Genomic DNA, 20,423 nt, shown 5'->3' with positions numbered 1-20,423 from the left:
CCGTTATATACTATTCGAATTACCCTTTATCTTCAGGCTCTACCTCTCAATACAACAAACGCTGGCCAACAAGGGCCAGCGCATTTTATTAAGAACAAATTGTAAAACTCTTAGAAACCGTACTCTAGACCAACACGAACAACGAATGTTTCTGTGTTTGTTAAACCGTCTGAAGAAAGGATATCACGCTGTGCAATACGTACGTATGGTACGAAACCATTGTGAACATACATTAACTGACCAGATACAACACTGTCTTCGTTGTTTGTTTTAACGCCACCAGTTTCTGAGTCCATATTGGCTGCGTAACCTAGCTTAAAGCCCCATGGTCCAGTCCAATATTGACCGATAACAGAATATGAAGCCTGTTCTGATTTTGCACCACCTTGCTCATCAGACTCACCAGCTTTATATGCTCCAGAAATACCAAAACCTGCAGGAAGAGATGCTTCAAAGCCGACTAGGTAACCAAACGTATCAGCCAGCGTACCAGCATCTGCATCAGTTTGACGATCCGTTTCAGTTTCCAGCGCAGCATGGAAAGTTAGGCTGTCATTCAGACGATAGTGCGCGGCTGCACCGTAGAAGTAGTTGTCTTTTACGCTTGCATCGCCACGACCAGTTGCCAGATTGAAAGTGAAACCGTTGTAATCAACTGAATCGTAGCGAGCCATATCGCCATGACGGTCACGGTTGTATTTAACATCACCGCCCCAGTCCCATACAGCACCTAAACCAGGGTTCGCGTAAGGCCAGTCAATTACTTCATACATAGGTGTCAGCATACGACCAAAGCGCACTTTACCCCAATCGCCTTTTAGGCCAAGGAAAGTGTCACGGTTACCCAGTGATGCGCCATCGCCATTTTCACCAACGTAGCCAGATTCAATCTGCATGAAAACATTTACGTTCTCGTACATATCTTTGCTAGCACGGAAACCAATACGTGATTCGTTTTCGTAGTCATAGCCGGTACCAGTATCTTTAGTAACACCTGCTTTCGTCTCTTCAGAGTCGTAGTTTACGATCGAGATCGCTGCCACACCGTAAGCTTGGACATTGAAGTCAGAGATAATACCAACCTGAGATGATTCAGCTGCTAATGCACCTGTAGAAACCATCGCCACTGCTGCACCAAGAAGAGTGCGTTTGAACATTTTTTCCATGGAAAAACTCCTAAAAATGGATATAGCTGTTTTTGTTGTTCTCACCTTAAGTTGGCCGCCGAAGGGAGAATCATTTCCTATGACGAAAGCAAAAGATTAATCATTAATTCCTCACTTTCTAATTCTGCATACACCCGGTGTATCCATGGCTTTAAGACTAACTTCGCGACAAAAAACATCAATCAGAACTTAATTTCTAAATAAAAAAATATGACCAGCTACAAATTTTTCTAAACATAGTGATCAAGATCCACCTACCCTAATAACAATCAAGATAAAAACAATATAATCATTAATAATCAAAAGCTTAAACATAAAAACAGATAAATTAACTTTGAAGTGACTCGCATAAAAATAATGAAAAAGGGAACTTTCTCAGTTATAAGATCTTGATCACTGCATTAATTTTGGCCTCTACAACCGTTAAAAACATCAGTATTTTTACCGCAAAAAAAAACCACCCATATGGGTGGCCTTTCTACTATTGTAACTAGATTTAGATCAGATCGACTAAGTCCTGCTCTGTTTTGATTTCTATACCTAGCTCTTGTGCTTTTGCTAGTTTAGAGCCTGCATTTTCACCAGCAAATAAAATGTCTGTTTTTTTGCTCACACTACCCGTTACTTTCGCACCTAGCGCCTGCAGTGCAGATTTCGCATCATTTCTAGATAACTGTGACAAGGAGCCCGTAAGAACCACCGTTTTTCCAGCTAACGGTTGGGGAGTGTCTTCGCTCTGCTCTTCAATCTCAGGCCATTCTATCCCTTGGTCGAGAAGGTCTTGAATGACTTGTTGGTTTTTATCCTGTGCAAAGAAAGCAATAACATGGCTCGCAACAATGTCACCAATATCAGAGACCTCGATGAGCTGTTCGTGATTAGCAGCTTTTACTGAGTCCAGAGTTTTAAAGTGCTGAGCGAGATTCGCTGCTGTGGCTTCGCCGACTTCCCGAATGCCAAGGGAGTAGAGGAATCGAGGTAGTGTTGTCAACTTAGCCTGGTTTAATGCATCAACAACATTCTGCGCCGATTTCGGGCCCATACGATCTAGGACAGTTATTACCCCTGCAGATAGCTTGAATAAGTCTGCTGGTGTTTCGACCATCTCGCGATCCACTAGCTGTTCAATCACCTTTTCTCCAAGTCCGTCAACATCAAGAGCTTTGCGCGACACAAAGTGTTTAAGAGCTTCCTTACGTTGCGCCTGACACACTAAACCGCCAGAGCAACGAGCAACCGCTTCACCTTCAACACGCTCCACTTCTGAGCTACACACAGGGCACCGCTCAGGGAATACGATGTCGCGAGCATTATCTGGTCGACGCTCTTCAATCACAGAAACAATTTGTGGAATTACATCTCCTGCACGACGAATGATCACGCTATCGCCTACTTTCACACCAAGGCGTTCAATTTCATCCGCATTGTGCAAAGTTGCGTTACTTACTGTCACACCGCCAACAAACACGGGTTCCAGTTTGGCAACAGGTGTAATCGCTCCAGTCCGTCCGACTTGGAACTCAACATCATTAAGCAAGGTGATCTCTTCTTGCGCAGGAAACTTGTAAGCAATCGCCCATCGTGGTGCTCTAGCAACAAAGCCTAATTGTTCTTGTAATGCAATATCGTCGACTTTAATCACAACCCCATCGATTTCATACGGTAAAGCTTCTCGGCGCTCTAGTATATCTTGATAGTAGGCTTTTACTTCGGTCAAATTAGCAACTCGACGAGTTTCAGGACACATTGGCAGCCCCCAGCCTTTCAGTTGCAGAAAGCGCTCATAGTGGCTTTCAGACAATGCAGTTCCTTCCACAACACCAACGCTGTATGCGTAGAAGCTAAGAGGACGTGTGGCCGTAATACGGGAATCCAACTGACGCAGACTTCCTGCTGCTGCGTTACGTGGGTTGACAAAGACTTTCTCACCCTTTTTCTGGGCTTGTTGGTTCAATTTGTCGAAGCCTTCTTTTGGCATAAAGACTTCACCACGTACCTCAATACGTTGCGGCCAGCCTTGACCACTCAACTTCAGCGGGATCGATTTGATAGTACGAACATTCTCAGTAATGTTCTCACCAGTAGTACCGTCACCACGAGTTGCAGCCTGAACTAAGATGCCATTTTCATATAATAAGCTAACGGCTAAGCCATCTAGCTTAGGTTCACAACAAAATACATTGAATTCTGCCGTTGGAATACGATCAGACATACGCTTATGGAAGCTTTCTAACTCTTCGTCATCGAAAGCGTTGTCCAGAGACAGCATCGGAATTTCATGCGCCACCGATTGAAATCCGTCAAGTGGCTGCCCACCGACTCGCTGACTTGGAGAATCAATACTCACCAAATCTGGATGCTCTGCCTCAAGTTCCAATAACTCACGCATCAGACGATCATATTCCGCATCAGGAACCTCAGGATTGTCTTCTACATAGTACTTAACTCCGTGGTAATGGAGCGTCTCGCGTAATTGATTGAGTCTTTCTTGAATCTCTTGTGACATAACTAACTCTGTACTTAATCGTTTTAACGACCGATATCGTATCGATGTCGGGATCATAGTTTTCAGGAGTATGAACAGGCTTGGTCTGGTTCGCAACTATACCTTGTTCAAAAAAAGAAAGGCTCCGGATTCGGAGCCTTGAATGAATTATGTGTAGCTTACGCAGATTCTGCTGTTTTAAAACTCTGAATTTGCGCTCGGTACGCATCCAGACGATTTGGCGTCATTAAGTTACGAGCGTCATCGAGTACGTTTGCGCCTAAATCATCTGCAATCTGCTGAGCTGTTTTTAGCATCAACTTAAAGTTCTGCTCTGGGTCACCATAACAAGGTAACGTCATAAAGAATGAAATACCTTTGGTTGTAAACTCTGCTGGGTCTGCATGCTCAAGCGTACCAGGTTGCATCATATTAGCGACGCTAAACAGCACCTTGCCTGTTCCGGATAGATCTGAATGACGATGGAATATGTCCATTTCTCCATAAAGCAGGCCATTTTGCTGCATGCTATCAAACAACTTAGTTCCAACAAACGGCTCGCTTCCAGCACAATGGACGTTAAGCACAATCACTTGCATTTCCGGCTCAGCAACGGTGGCTTCAGGCTCAACTGGCTCGTTGATTCCCGGCAAAGGTTCTGTGTTTTCTGGCTCTGAGGCTACAACTGTTTCCACGCTCGCTTCAATCTCATCCAGCGCTTTGGTAGAAATTGATGGCACGTCTATATCAGGCTCTTCGATTACCTTTTGCTCAACTTTCTCAGAAGGCAACTCAGCCTGAGATTGAGGCTCAAGAGCAACGTCTGGCTCAACATAACCATCGATCAATGGATCGGCTGTGAGTTTCTCTTCAGCGAAATCGGGTTCTTTGCGCTCTTTACGAATGATTTCAAAATCGTCTTCGGGTGCAAATGCACGTTCTGGCATCGCCTCAGGATCATCCTCTTTATCGGCATCCAATTTACGAAGAGGCTTACTGCCAAACTTGGCCTTTCCTTCTTTTTTGCTTGTCCATAAACCGTGGAACAATAGCGCTGCTATTGCTAAAGCTCCGACAATTATGAGTACAAATCGCAATTCCTGCATTTTTCGCTCTCAAATTACTCGATATACCTAGCCCGTAAACCAACTTATCGAATTTGGTTAAACCTTTCTATAAGTAACTCTACCAAAACTCTCCCCTGTTTTAGAACAACTTAATGTGAGAAGTTCACGCAATGTTGTGATTTTGAACACGCTTTTTTCTTGTTAAGATAAAAAGCGTTCGATTTTACACCACCAACAGTCAGGGCTTATGAATTCAAACATACAACAACGATCCGGTTTTGGTTACTTCTTCTACGGACTTGAACTCGCAGTCAAGCCTGGTATCCGTCAATTTGTTCTGCTTCCTTTATTAGCAAATGTCTTGCTTGTGGGTGGTGCACTGTTTTATCTGTTTTCACACTTAGATGTTTGGATAGAGCAGCTAATGGGGCAACTACCCGGATTTCTTTCCTGGTTAAGTTACATATTGTGGCCTTTGTTGGTCCTGACCATACTTGCAACCTTCTCCTACTTCTTTAGTACGCTGGCTAATTTCGTTGCCGCACCATTTAACGGTCTATTGGCCGAAAAAGTAGAAGAGCATCTGACAGGTAGAGCCGTCAACGACGATGGGATGTTAGCCGTAGTCAAAGACACTCCTCGTATTCTTGCTCGCGAATGGAAAAAGCTACTTTATGTTTTGCCAAAAGCCATCGGTCTATTCATTTTGCTTCTGATTCCCGCTTTGGGTCAGACGCTTGGGCCAATTCTTTGGTTTGGGTTCACCGCTTGGATGCTAGCCGTTCAGTATTGCGATTACCCTTTTGACAATCACAAAGTGCCTTTTAGCGAAATGCGTAACAGTTTGAAACAAAAACAAGGCAAGGCATACAGCTTTGGAGCGTTAGTGGCCATCTTTACTACCATCCCGATCTTAAACCTTATCGTGATGCCCGTTGCAGTCTGTGGTGCGACAGCCATTTGGGTTGCTGAGTTCAAACGTTGAGTAACAAATAGTGCATGTTAGATGAATAACATGCACTTCATCCCATTCTAATAAGTTATAACTTTTTAATCCTTCTCTAGAATTTTTAGCTAGCCTACTCTTCTATCCACGAACTCTATAATGAGCACACAGATTACCAGCTAATCGCTCTCGGTTTTTCAGAGGCAAATTAGCTTTTAACAGATGAAGGATCACGACATGAGCAAAATCTACGAAGATAACTCTCTTACCATAGGCAACACACCACTGGTACGCCTGAACAAAGTCAGTAAAGGTAAAGTATTGGCGAAAATTGAAGCTCGTAACCCAAGCTTCAGTGTTAAATGCCGTATCGGTGCAAACATGATTTGGGAAGCAGAAAAAGCTGGTACGTTGAAACCAGGCGTAGAGCTTGTTGAACCAACCAGTGGTAATACAGGTATTGCTCTTGCATTCGTTGCAGCTGCTCGTGGTTACAAACTTACTTTAACCATGCCCGAGTCTATGAGCTTAGAACGCCGTAAGCTGCTAAAAGCGCTAGGTGCAAACCTTGAGCTGACAGAAGCAGCAAAAGGCATGAAGGGCGCAATTGCTAAAGCAGAAGAAATTGTTGCGGCTAACCCAGACAAATATCTACTTCTTCAGCAATTCAACAACCCAGCCAACCCTCAGATTCACGAAAAAACCACAGGTCCTGAGATCTGGGAAGCAACTGATGGCGAAGTTGACGTATTCGTTGCTGGTGTGGGTACAGGCGGTACTATTACAGGTACAAGCCGATACATTAAGGGTGAGAAAGGTAAGAACATTGTTTCTGTTGCCGTGGAGCCAGCAGAATCACCTGTCATTGCACAGGCACTTGCAGGTGAAGAAATCCAACCTGCACCACACAAAATTCAAGGTATCGGCGCTGGTTTCATCCCTGGTAACTTAGATTTAGAGCTTTTGGACCGTGTTGAGTCAGTCACTTCTGAAGAAGCTATCGAAATGGCACGTAGACTGATGGAAGAGGAAGGTATTCTAGCAGGTATCTCTTCTGGCGCTGCTGTTGTCGCTGCTAATAGACTGGCAGAACTACCTGAATTTGAAGGAAAAACTATCGTAACCGTACTTCCTAGTTCAGGTGAGCGTTACTTAAGTACAGCACTGTTTGCGGGCATCTTTACAGAGAAAGAGAACCAACAGTAATTCGTTGCCAAATCAATTTTTAGTCTAAAAAAGCCCCTTTATGGGGCTTTTTTGTTGATCCCTGCCTCACCTTTGGTAATATCAGGGCAGTTTTATTTTTAGCTTCAAAATAAAAGCTAAATAAGAATTTATCCCAGTGATGATATCCAGCACAGATTGGAATCATGACTGGAAAATTTGCAATCAGTATCGACTATGACACTAAATGAATATTGTGTATTTGGCACAAAGCGACATTCGGGGTTAAGCTGAATCTGATTTAGAAACTATCAAAATATAAATCAATTGGGGTATATAACATGTACGAGAAGCAAGTAGAAATCACTGCAGAAAACGGTCTTCACACTCGTCCAGCTGCACAGTTTGTTAAAGAAGCAAAAGGCTTTGATGCAGACATCACTGTGACTTCTAACGGTAAAAGCGCTAGCGCGAAAAGCCTGTTCAAACTTCAAACTCTTGGCCTAGTAAAAGGTACGCAGGTTACTATCTCAGCTGAGGGCCCTCAAGCTCAACAAGCTGTTGACCACCTAGTTGCTCTAATGGATCAACTACACTAATCCGGTCTCCTATTTTCAAAGCCATTTTGTGAAAGCAAAATGGCTTTGTTGGAAATAGGCCAAGATTTAAGCTACACATTATCGTTAGCGCACTCATATTTTCTCCCGTTTAAAGTTGACCAATTTAAGGTAAGGCTATGATTTCAGGCATCCTAGCATCTCCAGGTATTGCTATTGGTAAAGCACTACTACTTCAAGAAGATGAAATTGTCCTAAACACTCACTCAATTACTGATGCTCAAGTAGAAGCAGAAGTAGCTCGCTTTTTTGACGCACGTAACAAATCAGCAGCTCAGCTTGAAACTATCAAGCAGAAAGCCCTTGAAACATTCGGTGAAGAGAAAGAAGCGATCTTCGAAGGTCACATCATGCTTCTTGAAGATGAAGAGCTAGAAGAAGAAATCCTAGCACTGATCAAAAACGACAAGATGCACGCCGATAACGCGATTCACACGGTTATCGAAGAACAAGCGACTGCTCTTGAATCTCTAGACGACGAATACCTAAAGGAACGTGCAACGGATATCCGTGATATCGGTACACGTTTTGTTAAGAATGCTCTTGGCATCAATATCGTTTCACTTAGCGATATCAATGAAGAAGTTATCCTAGTTGCTTATGACCTAACGCCATCTGAAACAGCACAAATCAACCTAGATTACGTTCTTGGTTTTGCTTGTGACATTGGCGGTCGTACTTCTCACACTTCAATCATGGCGCGCTCTCTTGAGCTTCCAGCTATCGTTGGTACTAACGACATCACTAAGCAAGTGAAGAACGGCGACATGCTGATTCTTGATGCGATGAACAACAAAATCGTTATCAACCCATCGGAAGCTGAACTAGAAGAAGCGAAGTCGGTGAAATCAGCATTCCTTGCTGAAAAAGAAGAGTTAGCGAAGCTAAAAGATCTCCACGCAGAGACTACTGACGGTCACCGTGTAGAAGTGTGCGGTAACATCGGTACGGTTAAAGACTGTGATGGCATTATCCGTAATGGCGGTGAAGGTGTCGGTCTGTACCGTACTGAATTCCTATTCATGGACCGTGATGCTCTGCCAACTGAAGAAGAGCAGTACCAAGCGTACAAAGAAGTTGCGGAAGCAATGAACGGTGAATCAGTGATCATCCGTACAATGGACATCGGCGGTGACAAAGATCTTCCATACATGGATCTACCACAAGAGATGAACCCATTCCTAGGCTGGCGCGCAGTTCGTATCAGCTTAGACCGTCGTGAAATCCTTCGTGACCAGCTACGCGGCATCCTACGTGCATCTGCACACGGTAAACTTCGCATCATGTTCCCAATGATCATCTCTGTTGAAGAGATCCGTGAACTGAAGAAAGCTATCGAAGAATACAAAGCAGAACTTCGCGCTGAAGGCCATGCATTTGACGAAAACATCGAAATCGGTGTAATGGTTGAGACTCCAGCAGCCGCTGCTATCGCACACCACCTAGCGAAAGAAGTCGCATTCTTCTCTATCGGTACTAACGATCTTACTCAGTACACACTAGCAGTAGACCGTGGTAACGAGATGATCTCACACCTATACAACCCGCTGTCTCCAGCTGTACTTACTGTAATCAAGCAAGTGATTGACGCTTCTCACGCTGAAGGTAAGTGGACTGGTATGTGTGGTGAGCTAGCAGGTGATGAGCGTGCGACACTTCTACTTCTAGGTATGGGGCTAGACGAGTTCTCTATGAGCGGCATCTCTATTCCTAAAGTGAAGAAAGTGATTCGTAACTCGAACTTTGCAGAAGTAAAAGCAATGGCAGAAGAAGCGCTTTCTCTACCAACAGCGGCAGAAATTGAAGCCGTTGTAGAAAAATTCATCGCAGAGAAAACTCAATAATTGACTGATACCATTAAGATAGACGGCTAAAAATAGTCGTCTATCTTGTGAGATTGGTATACTATAATTCGACAGAATTAAATAAAACGTTAGGAGCATGACACAATGGGTCTGTTTGACAAACTTAAGAAGCTAGTATCTGACGACAGTGCTGACGCAGGTGCAATTGAAATCATCGCGCCTCTGTCTGGTGAAATCGTAAACATCGAAGATGTGCCAGATGTCGTTTTCGCTGAGAAAATCGTTGGTGACGGTATTGCTATCAAACCTGCTGGCAGCAAAATGGTAGCTCCTGTAAACGGTACAATCGGTAAGATCTTTGAAACTAACCACGCATTCTCAATCGAGTCTGATGACGGCGTAGAGCTATTCGTTCACTTCGGTATCGATACTGTTGAACTAAAAGGCGAAGGCTTCAAGCGTATTGCAGAAGAAGGTCAAACAGTTAAAGCTGGCGACACTATCATCGAGTTCGATCTAGCGCTTCTAGAAGAGAAAGCAAAATCAACTCTAACGCCTGTCGTTATCTCTAACATGGACGAAATCAAAGAGCTGAACAAACTATCTGGCTCAGTATCCGTAGGTGAAACACCAGTCCTACGCGTAACTAAGTAATTTTTACTTAGCCAAATACAAAAAAACGCAGCGACTCAGCTGCGTTTTTTATTACCTCTCTCTTGGGTTATTTTAGCCCCAACGCATATTTCAACACCTGACTTTTTAACGGACCAGCATTCTCAGCCACTTTCAATGCCGCGTTGCGGATAAATTTAAGTGGAGCCAGATCGTTACTAAAACTCTTGTAGAAAAAGTCCATGCCTGATTGCATAAGCAGGTTGTCAGGGCGGCGTTTACGTTCGTAGAGCTTGAGCACTTCCTGCGAAAAATGTGTTTTTCCTTCCGTCACTTCAAGTAACGCTTCAACATCTTTAAAGCCAATATTCACCCCCTGCCCTGCCAGAGGGTTTATTGTATGCGCCGAATCGCCGGCAAGCACACAACCAAGCGCTGAATAGGACTGTGCGTGTCGTCTGGTTAGAGGGAATGAACCAGCTTGGAGCACTTTAATATCACCTAATTCGGCAGGAAAATGACTCAGAACCTCTTGCCTTAGCTGCTCATTGGTCATAGAGCACAGCTGTTTGATTCGCTGAGGAGAATCATACCAGACCAAAGAGCCCTGATTACCGCATAACGGAAGAAACGAACGCGGTCCTGATGGTGTAAATTGCTGCCAGGTAATGTCTTGCTGTGGAAGTTCTCTCTCAACATTGATCAACATGCAATGTTGGCGATAATCCCATGCCGTCACGCCAATCCCAGCCAGAGCTCTAACCTGAGAATTTGCTCCATCAGCCCCAACAACTAAGTCAGCCTGAAAGGACTGACCGGAATTTAAGCTAACAGAGCAAGGTTGACCAAACTCAATATGCTCTAATCGGTCAGGGCAGCAAAGCGTAATATTAGAATAACGTTCAAATTCCCCCCACAGCCCCAACTGAATCAGGCGGTTTTCGACAATGTAGCCAAGTCGATCCATATTCAGTGCATCAGCATGAAAACGGGTTCTGCATTCTGGATGTTCCCAAGTTTCAAGCCTGCGATAAGGACAAACTCGCATCTGTGATGTTGCCTGCCATGCACCCAGCTCTTCCAATATCGATACAGAATGCTCTGAGATCGCCGAAACTCGAATATCCATCGGCTGCTCTGCTGAAAACGGCTGAGGAGCCGTGCCTTCTACGACAACCACGGTCCTGCCTTGCTTGGCGAAACCGATCGCAATCGCCGCACCAACCATACCGCCACCGATAACGGCAACATCATATTTGGTCATAATTTGTACTTTATTTGTTGATTATCTGGCTGATTTTCATTGTACTTTTTCATTACTAAAATGTAACTAAAAACCTCAACACAGATAAGGGCAAATCCCTTGCATTACATAGGATTTAACTGAATGTGTGACAGAACTAGTCAGTAGGTTTTTAAAGCAGTACAATACGCCGCTTACCGCCGAGAGGGCGGCTAAAATATAGTCAACCACATGAAATATGCAGCGTTGACACTGTTCCACACTGGGCGATTTGCTCCCTTAATTTAAACTAACGATCGAGCGAACAACATGAGTAAAAAACTGCTAATTAAAACCTGGGGCTGCCAGATGAACGAATACGATTCGTCTAAGATGGCCGATCTACTGAATGCTGCTAACGGCTATGAGCTGACGGAAGAACCAGAAGAAGCAGACGTACTACTACTGAATACCTGTTCTATCCGCGAAAAAGCACAAGAAAAGGTATTCCACCAGCTAGGTCGTTGGAAAACCCTTAAAGATAAAAAAGAAGGTGTTGTCATTGGCGTGGGGGGCTGTGTAGCCACTCAGGAAGGTGACCACATTCGCGAGCGTGCGCCGTTCGTTGACGTTATCTTTGGCCCTCAAACATTGCACCGTCTGCCTGAAATGATCAAGCAGTCACAAAGTAATGAAGCGCCTGTTATGGACATCTCTTTCCCTGAGATTGAGAAGTTTGACCGTCTACCAGAACCTCGTGCAGAAGGCGCAACCGCGTTTGTTTCCATCATGGAAGGTTGCTCTAAATACTGCACCTACTGTGTTGTTCCATACACGCGTGGTGAAGAAGTCAGCCGCCCAATGGATGATGTCTTGTTCGAAATCGCGCAGCTAGCAGAGCAAGGGGTTCGTGAAGTGAACCTTCTAGGCCAAAACGTGAACGCTTACCGTGGCTCAACACACGAAGGTGATATCTGTAGCTTTGCAGAATTGCTTCGCCTTGTTGCTTCGATTGATGGTATCGACCGAATTCGTTTCACCACCAGTCACCCACTTGAGTTCACGGATGACATTATTGCCGTTTACGAAGACACGCCTGAGCTTGTGAGCTTCCTGCACCTGCCAGTACAAAGTGGTAGCGACCGCATCCTAACAATGATGAAGCGTCCGCACACAGGTATCGAATACAAGTCGATTATCCGTAAACTGCGTAAAGCACGCCCTGATATCCAAATCAGCTCTGACTTTATCGTCGGTTTCCCGGGTGAATCCGATATGGACCACCAAGCAACAATGAAGCTGATCCAAGATGTCGATTTCGACATGAGCTTCAGCTTTATCTTCTCTCCGCGTCCAGGGACACCAGCTGCCGACTATCCATGTGATCTGTCAGAGCAGACCAAGAAAGAGCGTTTGTACGAACTTCAGCAAACCGTGAATGCGCAAGCAATGCGTTTCTCTCGTCTGATGCTTGGTACAGAGCAACGCGTTTTGGTTGAAGGCCCTTCGAAAAAGAATCTAATGGAGCTTCGCGCACGTACTGAGAACAACCGCGTTGTGAACTTCGAAGGTAATGCTGAACTCATCGGTCAGTTTGTCGATGTGAAAATTACTGATGTCTTCGCTAACTCATTACGTGGTGAAATTGTGCGTACAGAGAAAGACATGGATCTGCGTACTGTGATTTCGCCAACTCAGATGATGGCAAAAACAAAACGCGAAGATGAGCTAGGTGTAGCAACCTTTACGCCTTAAGCTTGAAAATACCTATCTGAGTGACCATCTTAGATATAGGTATATAAAGCCATTGGAAGCCCGGTCTAAATCGGGCTTCTAGGAAATGGCCAATAATGAGAGGCAACTTTGAGCAATAAAATTGTGACTCTAGAGATTGATCTAGAACCTTCTGATAACCGCCGTCTAGCGAGCCTGTGCGGTCCTTTCGATGATAACATCAAACACTTAGAACGCCGTTTAGGTGTCGAAATCAGCTACCGAGGCAACTTCTTTACCATCGTTGGTAAACCTCATACCTCAGCAGCTGCACTGGAAATCATCAAAACCCTTTACGTCAATACTACGCCTGTTCGTGGCAATATTCCGGATATTGAACCAGAAGAAATTCATCTGGCTATCAAAGAGACGGGTGTACTTGAACAAGACACTGAGTCCAACCTTGAGCATGGTAAAGAAGTCTTTATCAAGACCAAGAAGGGCGTGATTAAACCGCGTACACCGAATCAAGCTCAGTATCTGGTCAATATGGTCACGCATGACATCTCTTTCGGTATTGGCCCTGCCGGTACAGGTAAGACGTACCTTGCCGTTGCTGCCGCCGTAGATGCTCTCGAACGTCAAGAAATTCGTCGTATTCTGCTAACACGTCCTGCTGTTGAAGCGGGCGAAAAGCTGGGCTTTCTCCCAGGTGACCTAAGCCAAAAAGTCGACCCGTATCTACGCCCACTCTATGACGCGCTTTTCGAGATGCTTGGCTTTGAAAAAGTCGAAAAGTTGATTGAACGTAACGTCATTGAAGTAGCACCGTTGGCTTACATGCGCGGTCGTACCCTGAATGACGCTTTCATCATTCTCGATGAAAGTCAGAACACCACTGTAGAACAGATGAAGATGTTCCTGACTCGTATCGGTTTTAACTCCCGTGCGGTCATCACTGGTGACGTTACTCAGATCGATTTACCACGCGGAGCAAAATCAGGTCTTCGCCATGCGATTGAAGTGCTCAATGAAGTGGATGAAATCAGCTTTAACTTCTTCCAGTCTGATGATGTCGTTCGACATCCAGTGGTTGCACGTATCGTCAATGCCTATGAGAAGTGGGAAGCGCAAGATCAAAAAGAGCGTAAAGAGTACGAGAAGCGACGTCGTGAAGAGCGCGAAGCAAAACTTCAGGAAGCGCCAGCGGCTCAGTCTTCTGTGACTCCGGAGACTAAACCGTCATGAGCATCGAACTAGATCTTCAATTAGCAGTCGAAGATGAAAAAGGCTTACCGAGCTTTGAAGATGTTCATCTCTGGTTAACTTCGGCTGTGGCAAAGTTTCAGCCTCAAGCCGAAGTTACTGTCCGTATTGTCGATGAGCAAGAAAGCCACCAGCTTAACCATGACTATCGCGGCAAGGACAAACCAACCAATGTGCTGTCTTTTCCTTTCGAAGCACCTCCAGGTATTGATATGGATTTGCTGGGTGATCTGATCATTTGTAAACAGGTGGTTGAGCAAGAAGCCGATCAGCAATCTAAGCCCTTGATGGCACACTGGGCGCATATGGTTGTACATGGTAGCCTGCATCTGCTAGGTTATGATCATATCGAGGATGACGAAGCCGAAGAGATGGAGTCCCTCGAAACAGAAATCATGCTGGGTATGGGGTTTGAAGATCCATATATAGCTGAAAAAGAGTCGCCTTAGGGTCACTCGCATGTGAGGGTTTGAGAGTTCATTATTTACCTCTCTCAGGCCCTCAACGTGAGCTATCACACTTCTGATAGCGTTACTTAATTGAGAAACAATGAACGAAGACAATTCGCCCTCTTCTCTAGAAGGTAAAAAAGAAAAATCTGAAGGTCCGAGTAGAAAGTCCTTCTTCGGACGCCTAGGTCAACTATTTCAAGGCGAACCTAAAGATCGCCAGGAGCTTGTGGAAGTATTCCGCGACTCAGAAGAAAATGACCTGATTGACCATGACACCCGAGACATGCTTGAAGGTGTTATGGAAATCGCAGAAATGCGCGTGCGCGATATTATGATCCCACGTTCACAAATGGTTACCGTTGACCGTAGCGACGATTTAGACGCATTGGTTAACCTTATCACTGACGCTCAGCACTCTCGCTACCCAGTCATCAGTGAAGATAAAGACCATGTTGAAGGCATCCTGTTAGCGAAGGACTTACTTAAATATTTAGGCTCAGGCAGTGCGCCATTTGATATCGAACAGGTGATCCGCCCAGCGGTCGTTGTTCCTGAAAGTAAGCGAGTAGATCGCCTATTAAAAGAGTTCCGTGAGGAACGTTATCACATGTCCATTGTCGTAGATGAGTTCGGTGGAGTTTCTGGTCTTGTGACTATCGAGGATATTCTCGAAGAAATCGTTGGAGAAATCGAAGATGAATTCGACGATGAAGAAGAACTGGATATTCGTAAACTCAGCAAACACACCTATGCAGTAAAAGCCCTAACGACAATTGAAGAATTCAATGACACTTTCAACACTTCATTCAGTGATGAAGAAGTCGATACAGTTGGTGGCATGGTAATGACAGCTTTCGGTCATCTCCCTTCACGCGGTGAAGTGGTTGAACTGGAAAATTATAGCTTTAAGGTTACCTCTGCGGACAATCGTCGCGTGTTACAGCTTCAAGTAACCATCCCCGACGAAGAGCCTCTTCCGGAACCAGCCGAAGAGTAACGCTAATTTCCCACACTGGGATACTCAGAAGTATAACGATGATAAAAACACTTTTTCATCGCCTAAAACGGCCGCTTGCGGCCGTTTTTGTTGGCGCCCTCACTACCTTCGCATTTGCTCCTTTTCAGCTCTGGCCTTTGGCGATCCTCAGCCCACTGCTATTGTTAGCCTTAATTCATCAACAAAGTGCAAAACGTGCTTTATGGATTGGCTATGCGTGGGGAATTGGCCAATTTGCAACTGGGATCAGTTGGGTACACATCAGCATTGACAATTTTGGTGGTATGCCGAAAATCGCCAGCGTTTTTCTCATGGCGCTACTGGTGGGTTATCTTGCAATTTATTCTGCGCTGTTTGCTTGGAGCCTTAATCGTTACTTTCCACACAGCAACCGCACGCGTTTTCTGCTTGCCGCTCCAGCGATTTGGCTGATTTGTGACTGGCTGCGCGGTTGGGTCATGACAGGGTTCCCATGGCTATGGCTTGGTTACAGCCAAATAGACAGCCCCCTAGCGAATTTTGCCCCGATTGGTGGCGTTGAACTACTGACTCTGCTGCTGATAATCAGTGCTGGCAGTATCATCTATGCATTTAGCCAGCGACAGTGGCTTCACCTTCTCATCCCTGCCGTTATTTTTTCTACTGGTTATGGGCTTAAGTCAGCCAATTGGGTAACAGTAGACCTAGGTAGCACCACCAAAATAGCCCTAATTCAGGGCAACGTCGATCAGGCGAAGAAATGGTTACCACAAGAGCGCTGGCCAACCATCATGAAATACACTGATCTGACGCGCGAAAACTGGGATGCTGACATCATCATATGGCCAGAAGCCGCCATTCCAGCGTTTGAGTTTGAAATCTCTTCCTATCTGAGTAACTTAGACTCGGCCGCTAAAATGAACAATAGTGCCGTCATTACAGGTGTGGTCAATCAGGGAGAAGATCGCCAGTTTTACAACAGTATTCTTACTGTCGGCAAAACACCTTATGGCGATTACAGTTTTGATATGAGCGAGCGCTACCACAAGCATCACCTATTACCTTTCGGCGAGTTTGTGCCTTTTGAGGATATTTTAAGACCATTAGCGCCATTTTTTAATCTGCCTATGTCTTCGTTTAGTCGTGGTGACTTTATACAGCCCAATATTGAGGCTAACGGCAAGCAGATGGCACCAGCACTGTGTTATGAGATTATTTTCAACGAGCAAGTACGTGAAAATGTCACAGATGACACCGACTTCATCCTTACTCTGTCTAACGATGCTTGGTTTGGCAAATCAATCGGCCCGTTGCAACATATGGAAATTGCTCGAATGCGAGCACTTGAGTTAGGTAAACCCGTCATTCGCTCGACTAATAATGGTGTCACCGCGGTGACCGATTACAAGGGCAACATCACCGCGCAGATCCCTCAATTTGAAACAGAGGTATTGCGCGCAGAGGTCACCTCCACCCAAGGGCAAACTCCCTATCGAGAGCTCGGTACTTGGCCACTCTACATTTGGGTACTACTGAGTTTGATCGCCGGTTGGCGCTTGAGGAAGTAAGAGTAGACTAATCGCGAGGGTGACGTGCAAACGTCACCCTTTTTTGTCAGTAGTAGAAGCATTTACATTTAGGGTTTAAGAAGCTGGCGGCTAAAGCCCTTCCCACCACATTTCGTGCATGGAATGATCACGGTTGGATGGTTGTATTGCGTTTTATGACCACATTCGTCACACACTAAAATACCTAACCCAATCACTTCACCGGCTTGATACAACCCTTGGTGTTCTAAGTCAGCAAACAATTCAACCCATTCGACCTTTGTTCGGTCTGTAATATCCAATAGCCCCTGCCAGATAGAATCTGCCACCATAAGATAAAAAGGCCCCCCCTTCGATTCCTCATAGCTATCAGCAAACTCTTTCAAATCTGACTTCACATACGCTGACACCAAAGCCAGTTCATCTTTAGTCAAATCATTGGCCGCCTCAACGACCTTTTCTGAGGTTTCAAAAACGTGGTTGACTTCATCTGGGCTATGTTTGAGCGCTTCCACAACATCCTCAAACATCTCCTCATAACCTGCTTTACGTTTTGGCATAGTGACCTCCTTCTAGCGACTCGGGAGAATTGCGCCCGTAGGCTATTGTTGTGCTCCTCTCCTTTAGGTATTCTATGACGATCTATTTATGTCTGTTCTAACTGAACTCACAATTTCCAAGATAACCGGATATCATCGATGCAAGAGCAATACAACCCGCAAGATATTGAACAGAAAGTTCAAAAGCACTGGGATGACAACAAGACCTTTGTTGTAAGTGAAGACCCAAATAAAGAAAAATTCTACTGTCTCTCTATGTTCCCTTACCCAAGTGGCCGACTGCACATGGGTCACGTGCGTAACTACACCATCGGTGATGTGGTATCTCGTTTTCAACGCCTGCAAGGCAAAAACGTAATGCAGCCAATTGGTTGGGATGCATTTGGTCTACCAGCAGAAAACGCAGCGGTTAAGAACAACACGGCACCTGCGCCATGGACTTACGAAAACATTGAGTACATGAAGAACCAGCTTAAAATGCTTGGTCTGGGCTACGACTGGAACCGTGAATTCGCAACTTGTACGCCAGAGTACTACCGTTGGGAACAAGAGTTCTTCACTAAGCTTTACGAAAAAGGCCTAGTTTACAAGAAGATGTCTACCGTTAACTGGGATCCAGTTGACCAGACAGTTCTTGCGAACGAACAGGTTGTCGACGGCCGCGGCTGGCGTTCAGGCGCAATCGTTGAGCAGAAAGAAATTCCTCAATGGTTCATCAAAATTACTGAATACGCTCAAGAACTGATCGATGACCTAGACAAGCTAGATGGCTGGCCGGAAATGGTTAAAACCATGCAGCGTAATTGGATTGGTCGCTCTGAAGGTGTTGAACTCAAGTTCGAAGTAAAAGGTCAAGCTGACCTAGAAGTTTATACAACGCGTCCAGACACACTAATGGGTGTGACTTACGTAGGTATCGCAGCAGGTCACCCTCTAGCAGCAGAAGCCGCTAAAACTAACCCTGAGCTAGCTGCTTTCGTTGAAGAGTGTAAGAACAACAAAGTAGCAGAAGCTGAAATGGCGACAATGGAGAAGAAAGGTATGGCGACTGGCCTTACTGCTATTCACCCATTGAACGGCTGTGAGGTTCCTGTTTACGTGGCTAACTTCGTACTAATGGACTACGGTACAGGCGCGGTAATGGCAGTACCTGCACACGACCAACGTGACTACGAGTTCGCGACTAAGTACGGTTTAGACATCATCCCTGTGATCAAGCCTGCTGACGGCAGTGAACTGAACATCTCTGAAGAAGCGTACACAGAGAAAGGTGTACTGTTCGATTCAGGTGAGTTCGACGGTCTTGAATTCCAAGCAGCATTCGATGCAATCGCAGCGAAGTTAGAAGCTGAAGGCAAAGGCACTAAGACAGTTAACTTCCGTCTACGTGACTGGGGTGTATCTCGTCAACGTTACTGGGGCGCACCAATCCCAATGGTAACGACTGAAGATGGTGAAGTTCACCCAGTACCAGCAGACCAACTACCGGTCATTCTTCCAGAAGACGTGGTAATGGACGGCGTAACTAGCCCTATCAAATCTGATAAAGAGTGGGCGAAGACAACATTTAACGGTGAACCAGCTCTACGTGAGACTGACACGTTTGATACCTTCATGGAATCGTCTTGGTACTACGCACGTTACTGTTCACCACAAGCTGACGACATCCTAGACCCAGAAAAAGCAAACTACTGGCTACCAGTAGACCAGTACATCGGTGGTATCGAGCACGCTTGTATGCACCTACTGTACTCTCGCTTCTTCCACAAACTGCTACGTGACGCTGGTTACGTAACATCTGACGAGCCGTTCAAGCGCCTACTATGTCAAGGCATGGTACTGGCTGATGCATTCTCTTACGAGAACGAGAAAGGCGGTACTGAGTGGGTTGCACCTACTGACGTGACGGTTGAGCGTGACGGTAAAGGCCGCATCACTTCAGCGAAAGACAACACTGGCCGTGATGTTGAACACTCAGGCATGATCAAAATGTCTAAGTCGAAGAACAACGGTATCGACCCGCAAGAGATGGTAGACAAGTACGGTGCTGACACAGTACGTCTATTTATGATGTTTGCTTCACCAGCAGACATGACACTTGAGTGGCAAGAGTCTGGTGTTGAAGGCGCTAACCGCTTCCTGAAACGTGTTTGGAAACTAGTAAACGAGCACGCTTCGAAAGGCGCGGTAGAAGCAGTGGATACCGCGGCACTGTCTAGCGACCAAAAAGCACTTCGTCGTGACGTTCACAAGACTATCGCGAAAGTGACGGATGATGTTGCTCGTCGTCAAACGTTCAACACAGCAATCGCAGCGATCATGGAACTAATGAACAAGCTAGCGAAAGCACCACAAGAATCTGCACAAGATCGTGCAATCCTTGATGAAGCGCTAAAAGCAGTTGTTGCAATGCTTTACCCAATCACTCCTCATATCTCTAGCGAAATGTGGGTAGGTCTTGGCGAAGCTGACATCGACAATTCAGCATGGCCAACACACGATGAAAAAGCCCTTGTTGAAGACGAGAAGCTAATCATCGTTCAAGTTAACGGTAAGCTACGTGCGAAACTGACTGTTCCAGCCGATATTTCTAAAGACGATATTGAGGCTCTAGGTCTAAACGATGAGAATGTAACTAAGTTCACAGACGGCAAGACTGTTCGTAAAGTGATTTACGTACCAGGTAAACTTCTGAATATCGTTGCAAACTAAGCATTTGCAAAGTAAAGAAATTGTTGCGAACTAATTCGTTAAACTAAAGTCTTAAGCAGGGTATATTTACCCTGCTTTACTTATCTAAGCCTATTCACTGAGTAGCCTTAGAT

General features: G+C 45.3%; 16 protein-coding genes. 11 read left to right on the top strand and 5 right to left on the bottom strand.

Annotated elements, in window-relative coordinates; all coding sequences use genetic code 11:
* Window positions 1–110: 110 nt before the first annotated feature.
* From IX95_RS13390 to zipA, 3 genes are all read right to left on the bottom strand, one after another.
* On the bottom strand, window positions 111–1,166 hold the full coding sequence (locus IX95_RS13390; protein WP_038160862.1) for a porin: 1,056 nt from the start codon (window positions 1,164–1,166) through the stop codon (window positions 111–113).
* Window positions 1,167–1,662: 496 nt separating this feature from the next.
* Entirely contained in the window at window positions 1,663–3,672 is a 2,010-nt protein-coding gene (ligA, locus tag IX95_RS13385; protein ID WP_038160858.1) for an NAD-dependent DNA ligase LigA, read from the bottom strand.
* A 158-nt stretch (window positions 3,673–3,830) separates the two neighbouring features.
* On the bottom strand, window positions 3,831–4,757 hold the full coding sequence (zipA, locus tag IX95_RS13380) for a cell division protein ZipA (protein WP_038160855.1): 927 nt from the start codon (window positions 4,755–4,757) through the stop codon (window positions 3,831–3,833).
* A 208-nt stretch (window positions 4,758–4,965) separates the two neighbouring features.
* Here zipA and cysZ point away from each other — a divergent pair, with 208 nt between their 5' ends.
* The 5 genes from cysZ to crr all read left to right on the top strand — a co-directional run bounded on the left by cysZ (window position 4,966) and on the right by crr (window position 9,904).
* On the top strand, window positions 4,966–5,703 hold the full coding sequence (gene cysZ / locus IX95_RS13375) for a sulfate transporter CysZ (protein WP_038160852.1): 738 nt from the start codon (window positions 4,966–4,968) through the stop codon (window positions 5,701–5,703).
* A gap of 198 nt (window positions 5,704–5,901) precedes the next feature.
* A complete protein-coding gene (cysK, locus tag IX95_RS13370) occupies window positions 5,902–6,870 on the top strand; it encodes a cysteine synthase A (RefSeq protein ID WP_006957372.1) in 969 nt (322 codons plus the stop codon).
* Window positions 6,871–7,169: 299 nt separating this feature from the next.
* Window positions 7,170–7,427: an HPr family phosphocarrier protein gene (locus IX95_RS13365; protein ID WP_006957371.1), complete on the top strand. Its 258-nt coding sequence runs from the start codon at window positions 7,170–7,172 to the stop codon at window positions 7,425–7,427.
* A gap of 137 nt (window positions 7,428–7,564) precedes the next feature.
* A complete protein-coding gene (gene ptsI, locus IX95_RS13360) occupies window positions 7,565–9,289 on the top strand; it encodes a phosphoenolpyruvate-protein phosphotransferase PtsI (protein ID WP_038160849.1) in 1,725 nt (574 codons plus the stop codon).
* Window positions 9,290–9,394: 105 nt separating this feature from the next.
* A complete protein-coding gene (crr, locus tag IX95_RS13355; RefSeq protein ID WP_006957369.1) occupies window positions 9,395–9,904 on the top strand; it encodes a PTS glucose transporter subunit IIA in 510 nt (169 codons plus the stop codon).
* 67 nt (window positions 9,905–9,971) lie between these two features.
* Here crr and IX95_RS13350 read toward each other — a convergent pair whose 3' ends face one another.
* Window positions 9,972–11,126: a 2-octaprenyl-3-methyl-6-methoxy-1,4-benzoquinol hydroxylase gene (locus IX95_RS13350; protein ID WP_038160846.1), complete on the bottom strand. Its 1,155-nt coding sequence runs from the start codon at window positions 11,124–11,126 to the stop codon at window positions 9,972–9,974.
* A 288-nt stretch (window positions 11,127–11,414) separates the two neighbouring features.
* Between IX95_RS13350 and miaB the strand changes: the two genes are divergently transcribed.
* From miaB to lnt, 5 genes are all read left to right on the top strand, one after another.
* Window positions 11,415–12,839, top strand: a complete 1,425-nt coding sequence (miaB, locus tag IX95_RS13345) for a tRNA (N6-isopentenyl adenosine(37)-C2)-methylthiotransferase MiaB (RefSeq protein WP_038160843.1) — start codon at window positions 11,415–11,417, stop codon at window positions 12,837–12,839.
* Between the two features lie 108 nt (window positions 12,840–12,947).
* The gene (locus IX95_RS13340; RefSeq protein WP_038160840.1) at window positions 12,948–14,045 is read left to right on the top strand and encodes a PhoH family protein; all 1,098 of its coding nucleotides are present in this window, start codon (window positions 12,948–12,950) and stop codon (window positions 14,043–14,045) included.
* Complete coding sequence (gene ybeY, locus IX95_RS13335) at window positions 14,042–14,512, top strand: rRNA maturation RNase YbeY (protein ID WP_038160837.1); 471 nt, start codon at window positions 14,042–14,044, stop codon at window positions 14,510–14,512. The genes IX95_RS13340 and ybeY overlap by 4 nt, the downstream gene beginning before the upstream one ends.
* Before the next feature lie 100 nt (window positions 14,513–14,612).
* Window positions 14,613–15,512 carry a CNNM family magnesium/cobalt transport protein CorC gene (corC, locus tag IX95_RS13330; RefSeq protein ID WP_006957364.1) on the top strand — a complete coding sequence of 300 codons (900 nt, stop codon included), beginning with the start codon at window positions 14,613–14,615 and terminating at the stop codon, window positions 15,510–15,512.
* Window positions 15,513–15,550: 38 nt separating this feature from the next.
* Window positions 15,551–17,059: an apolipoprotein N-acyltransferase gene (gene lnt / locus IX95_RS13325; protein WP_038160833.1), complete on the top strand. Its 1,509-nt coding sequence runs from the start codon at window positions 15,551–15,553 to the stop codon at window positions 17,057–17,059.
* Between the two features lie 68 nt (window positions 17,060–17,127).
* Here the strand turns inward: lnt and IX95_RS13320 are convergent, their stop codons facing one another.
* Window positions 17,128–17,598 carry a zinc ribbon-containing protein gene (locus tag IX95_RS13320; RefSeq protein WP_006957362.1) on the bottom strand — a complete coding sequence of 157 codons (471 nt, stop codon included), beginning with the start codon at window positions 17,596–17,598 and terminating at the stop codon, window positions 17,128–17,130.
* Window positions 17,599–17,736: 138 nt separating this feature from the next.
* Between IX95_RS13320 and leuS the strand changes: the two genes are divergently transcribed.
* Window positions 17,737–20,310, top strand: coding sequence for a leucine--tRNA ligase (leuS, locus tag IX95_RS13315; protein WP_038160831.1), 2,574 nt, complete (start codon window positions 17,737–17,739; stop codon window positions 20,308–20,310).
* The last annotated feature ends 113 nt before the right edge of the window (window positions 20,311–20,423 follow it).

This window comes from Vibrio sp. B183 (genome assembly GCF_000740665.1).
Lineage (GTDB): Bacteria > Pseudomonadota > Gammaproteobacteria > Enterobacterales > Vibrionaceae > Vibrio > Vibrio coralliilyticus.
This window is presented reverse-complemented; position numbering and strand designations above follow the sequence as displayed.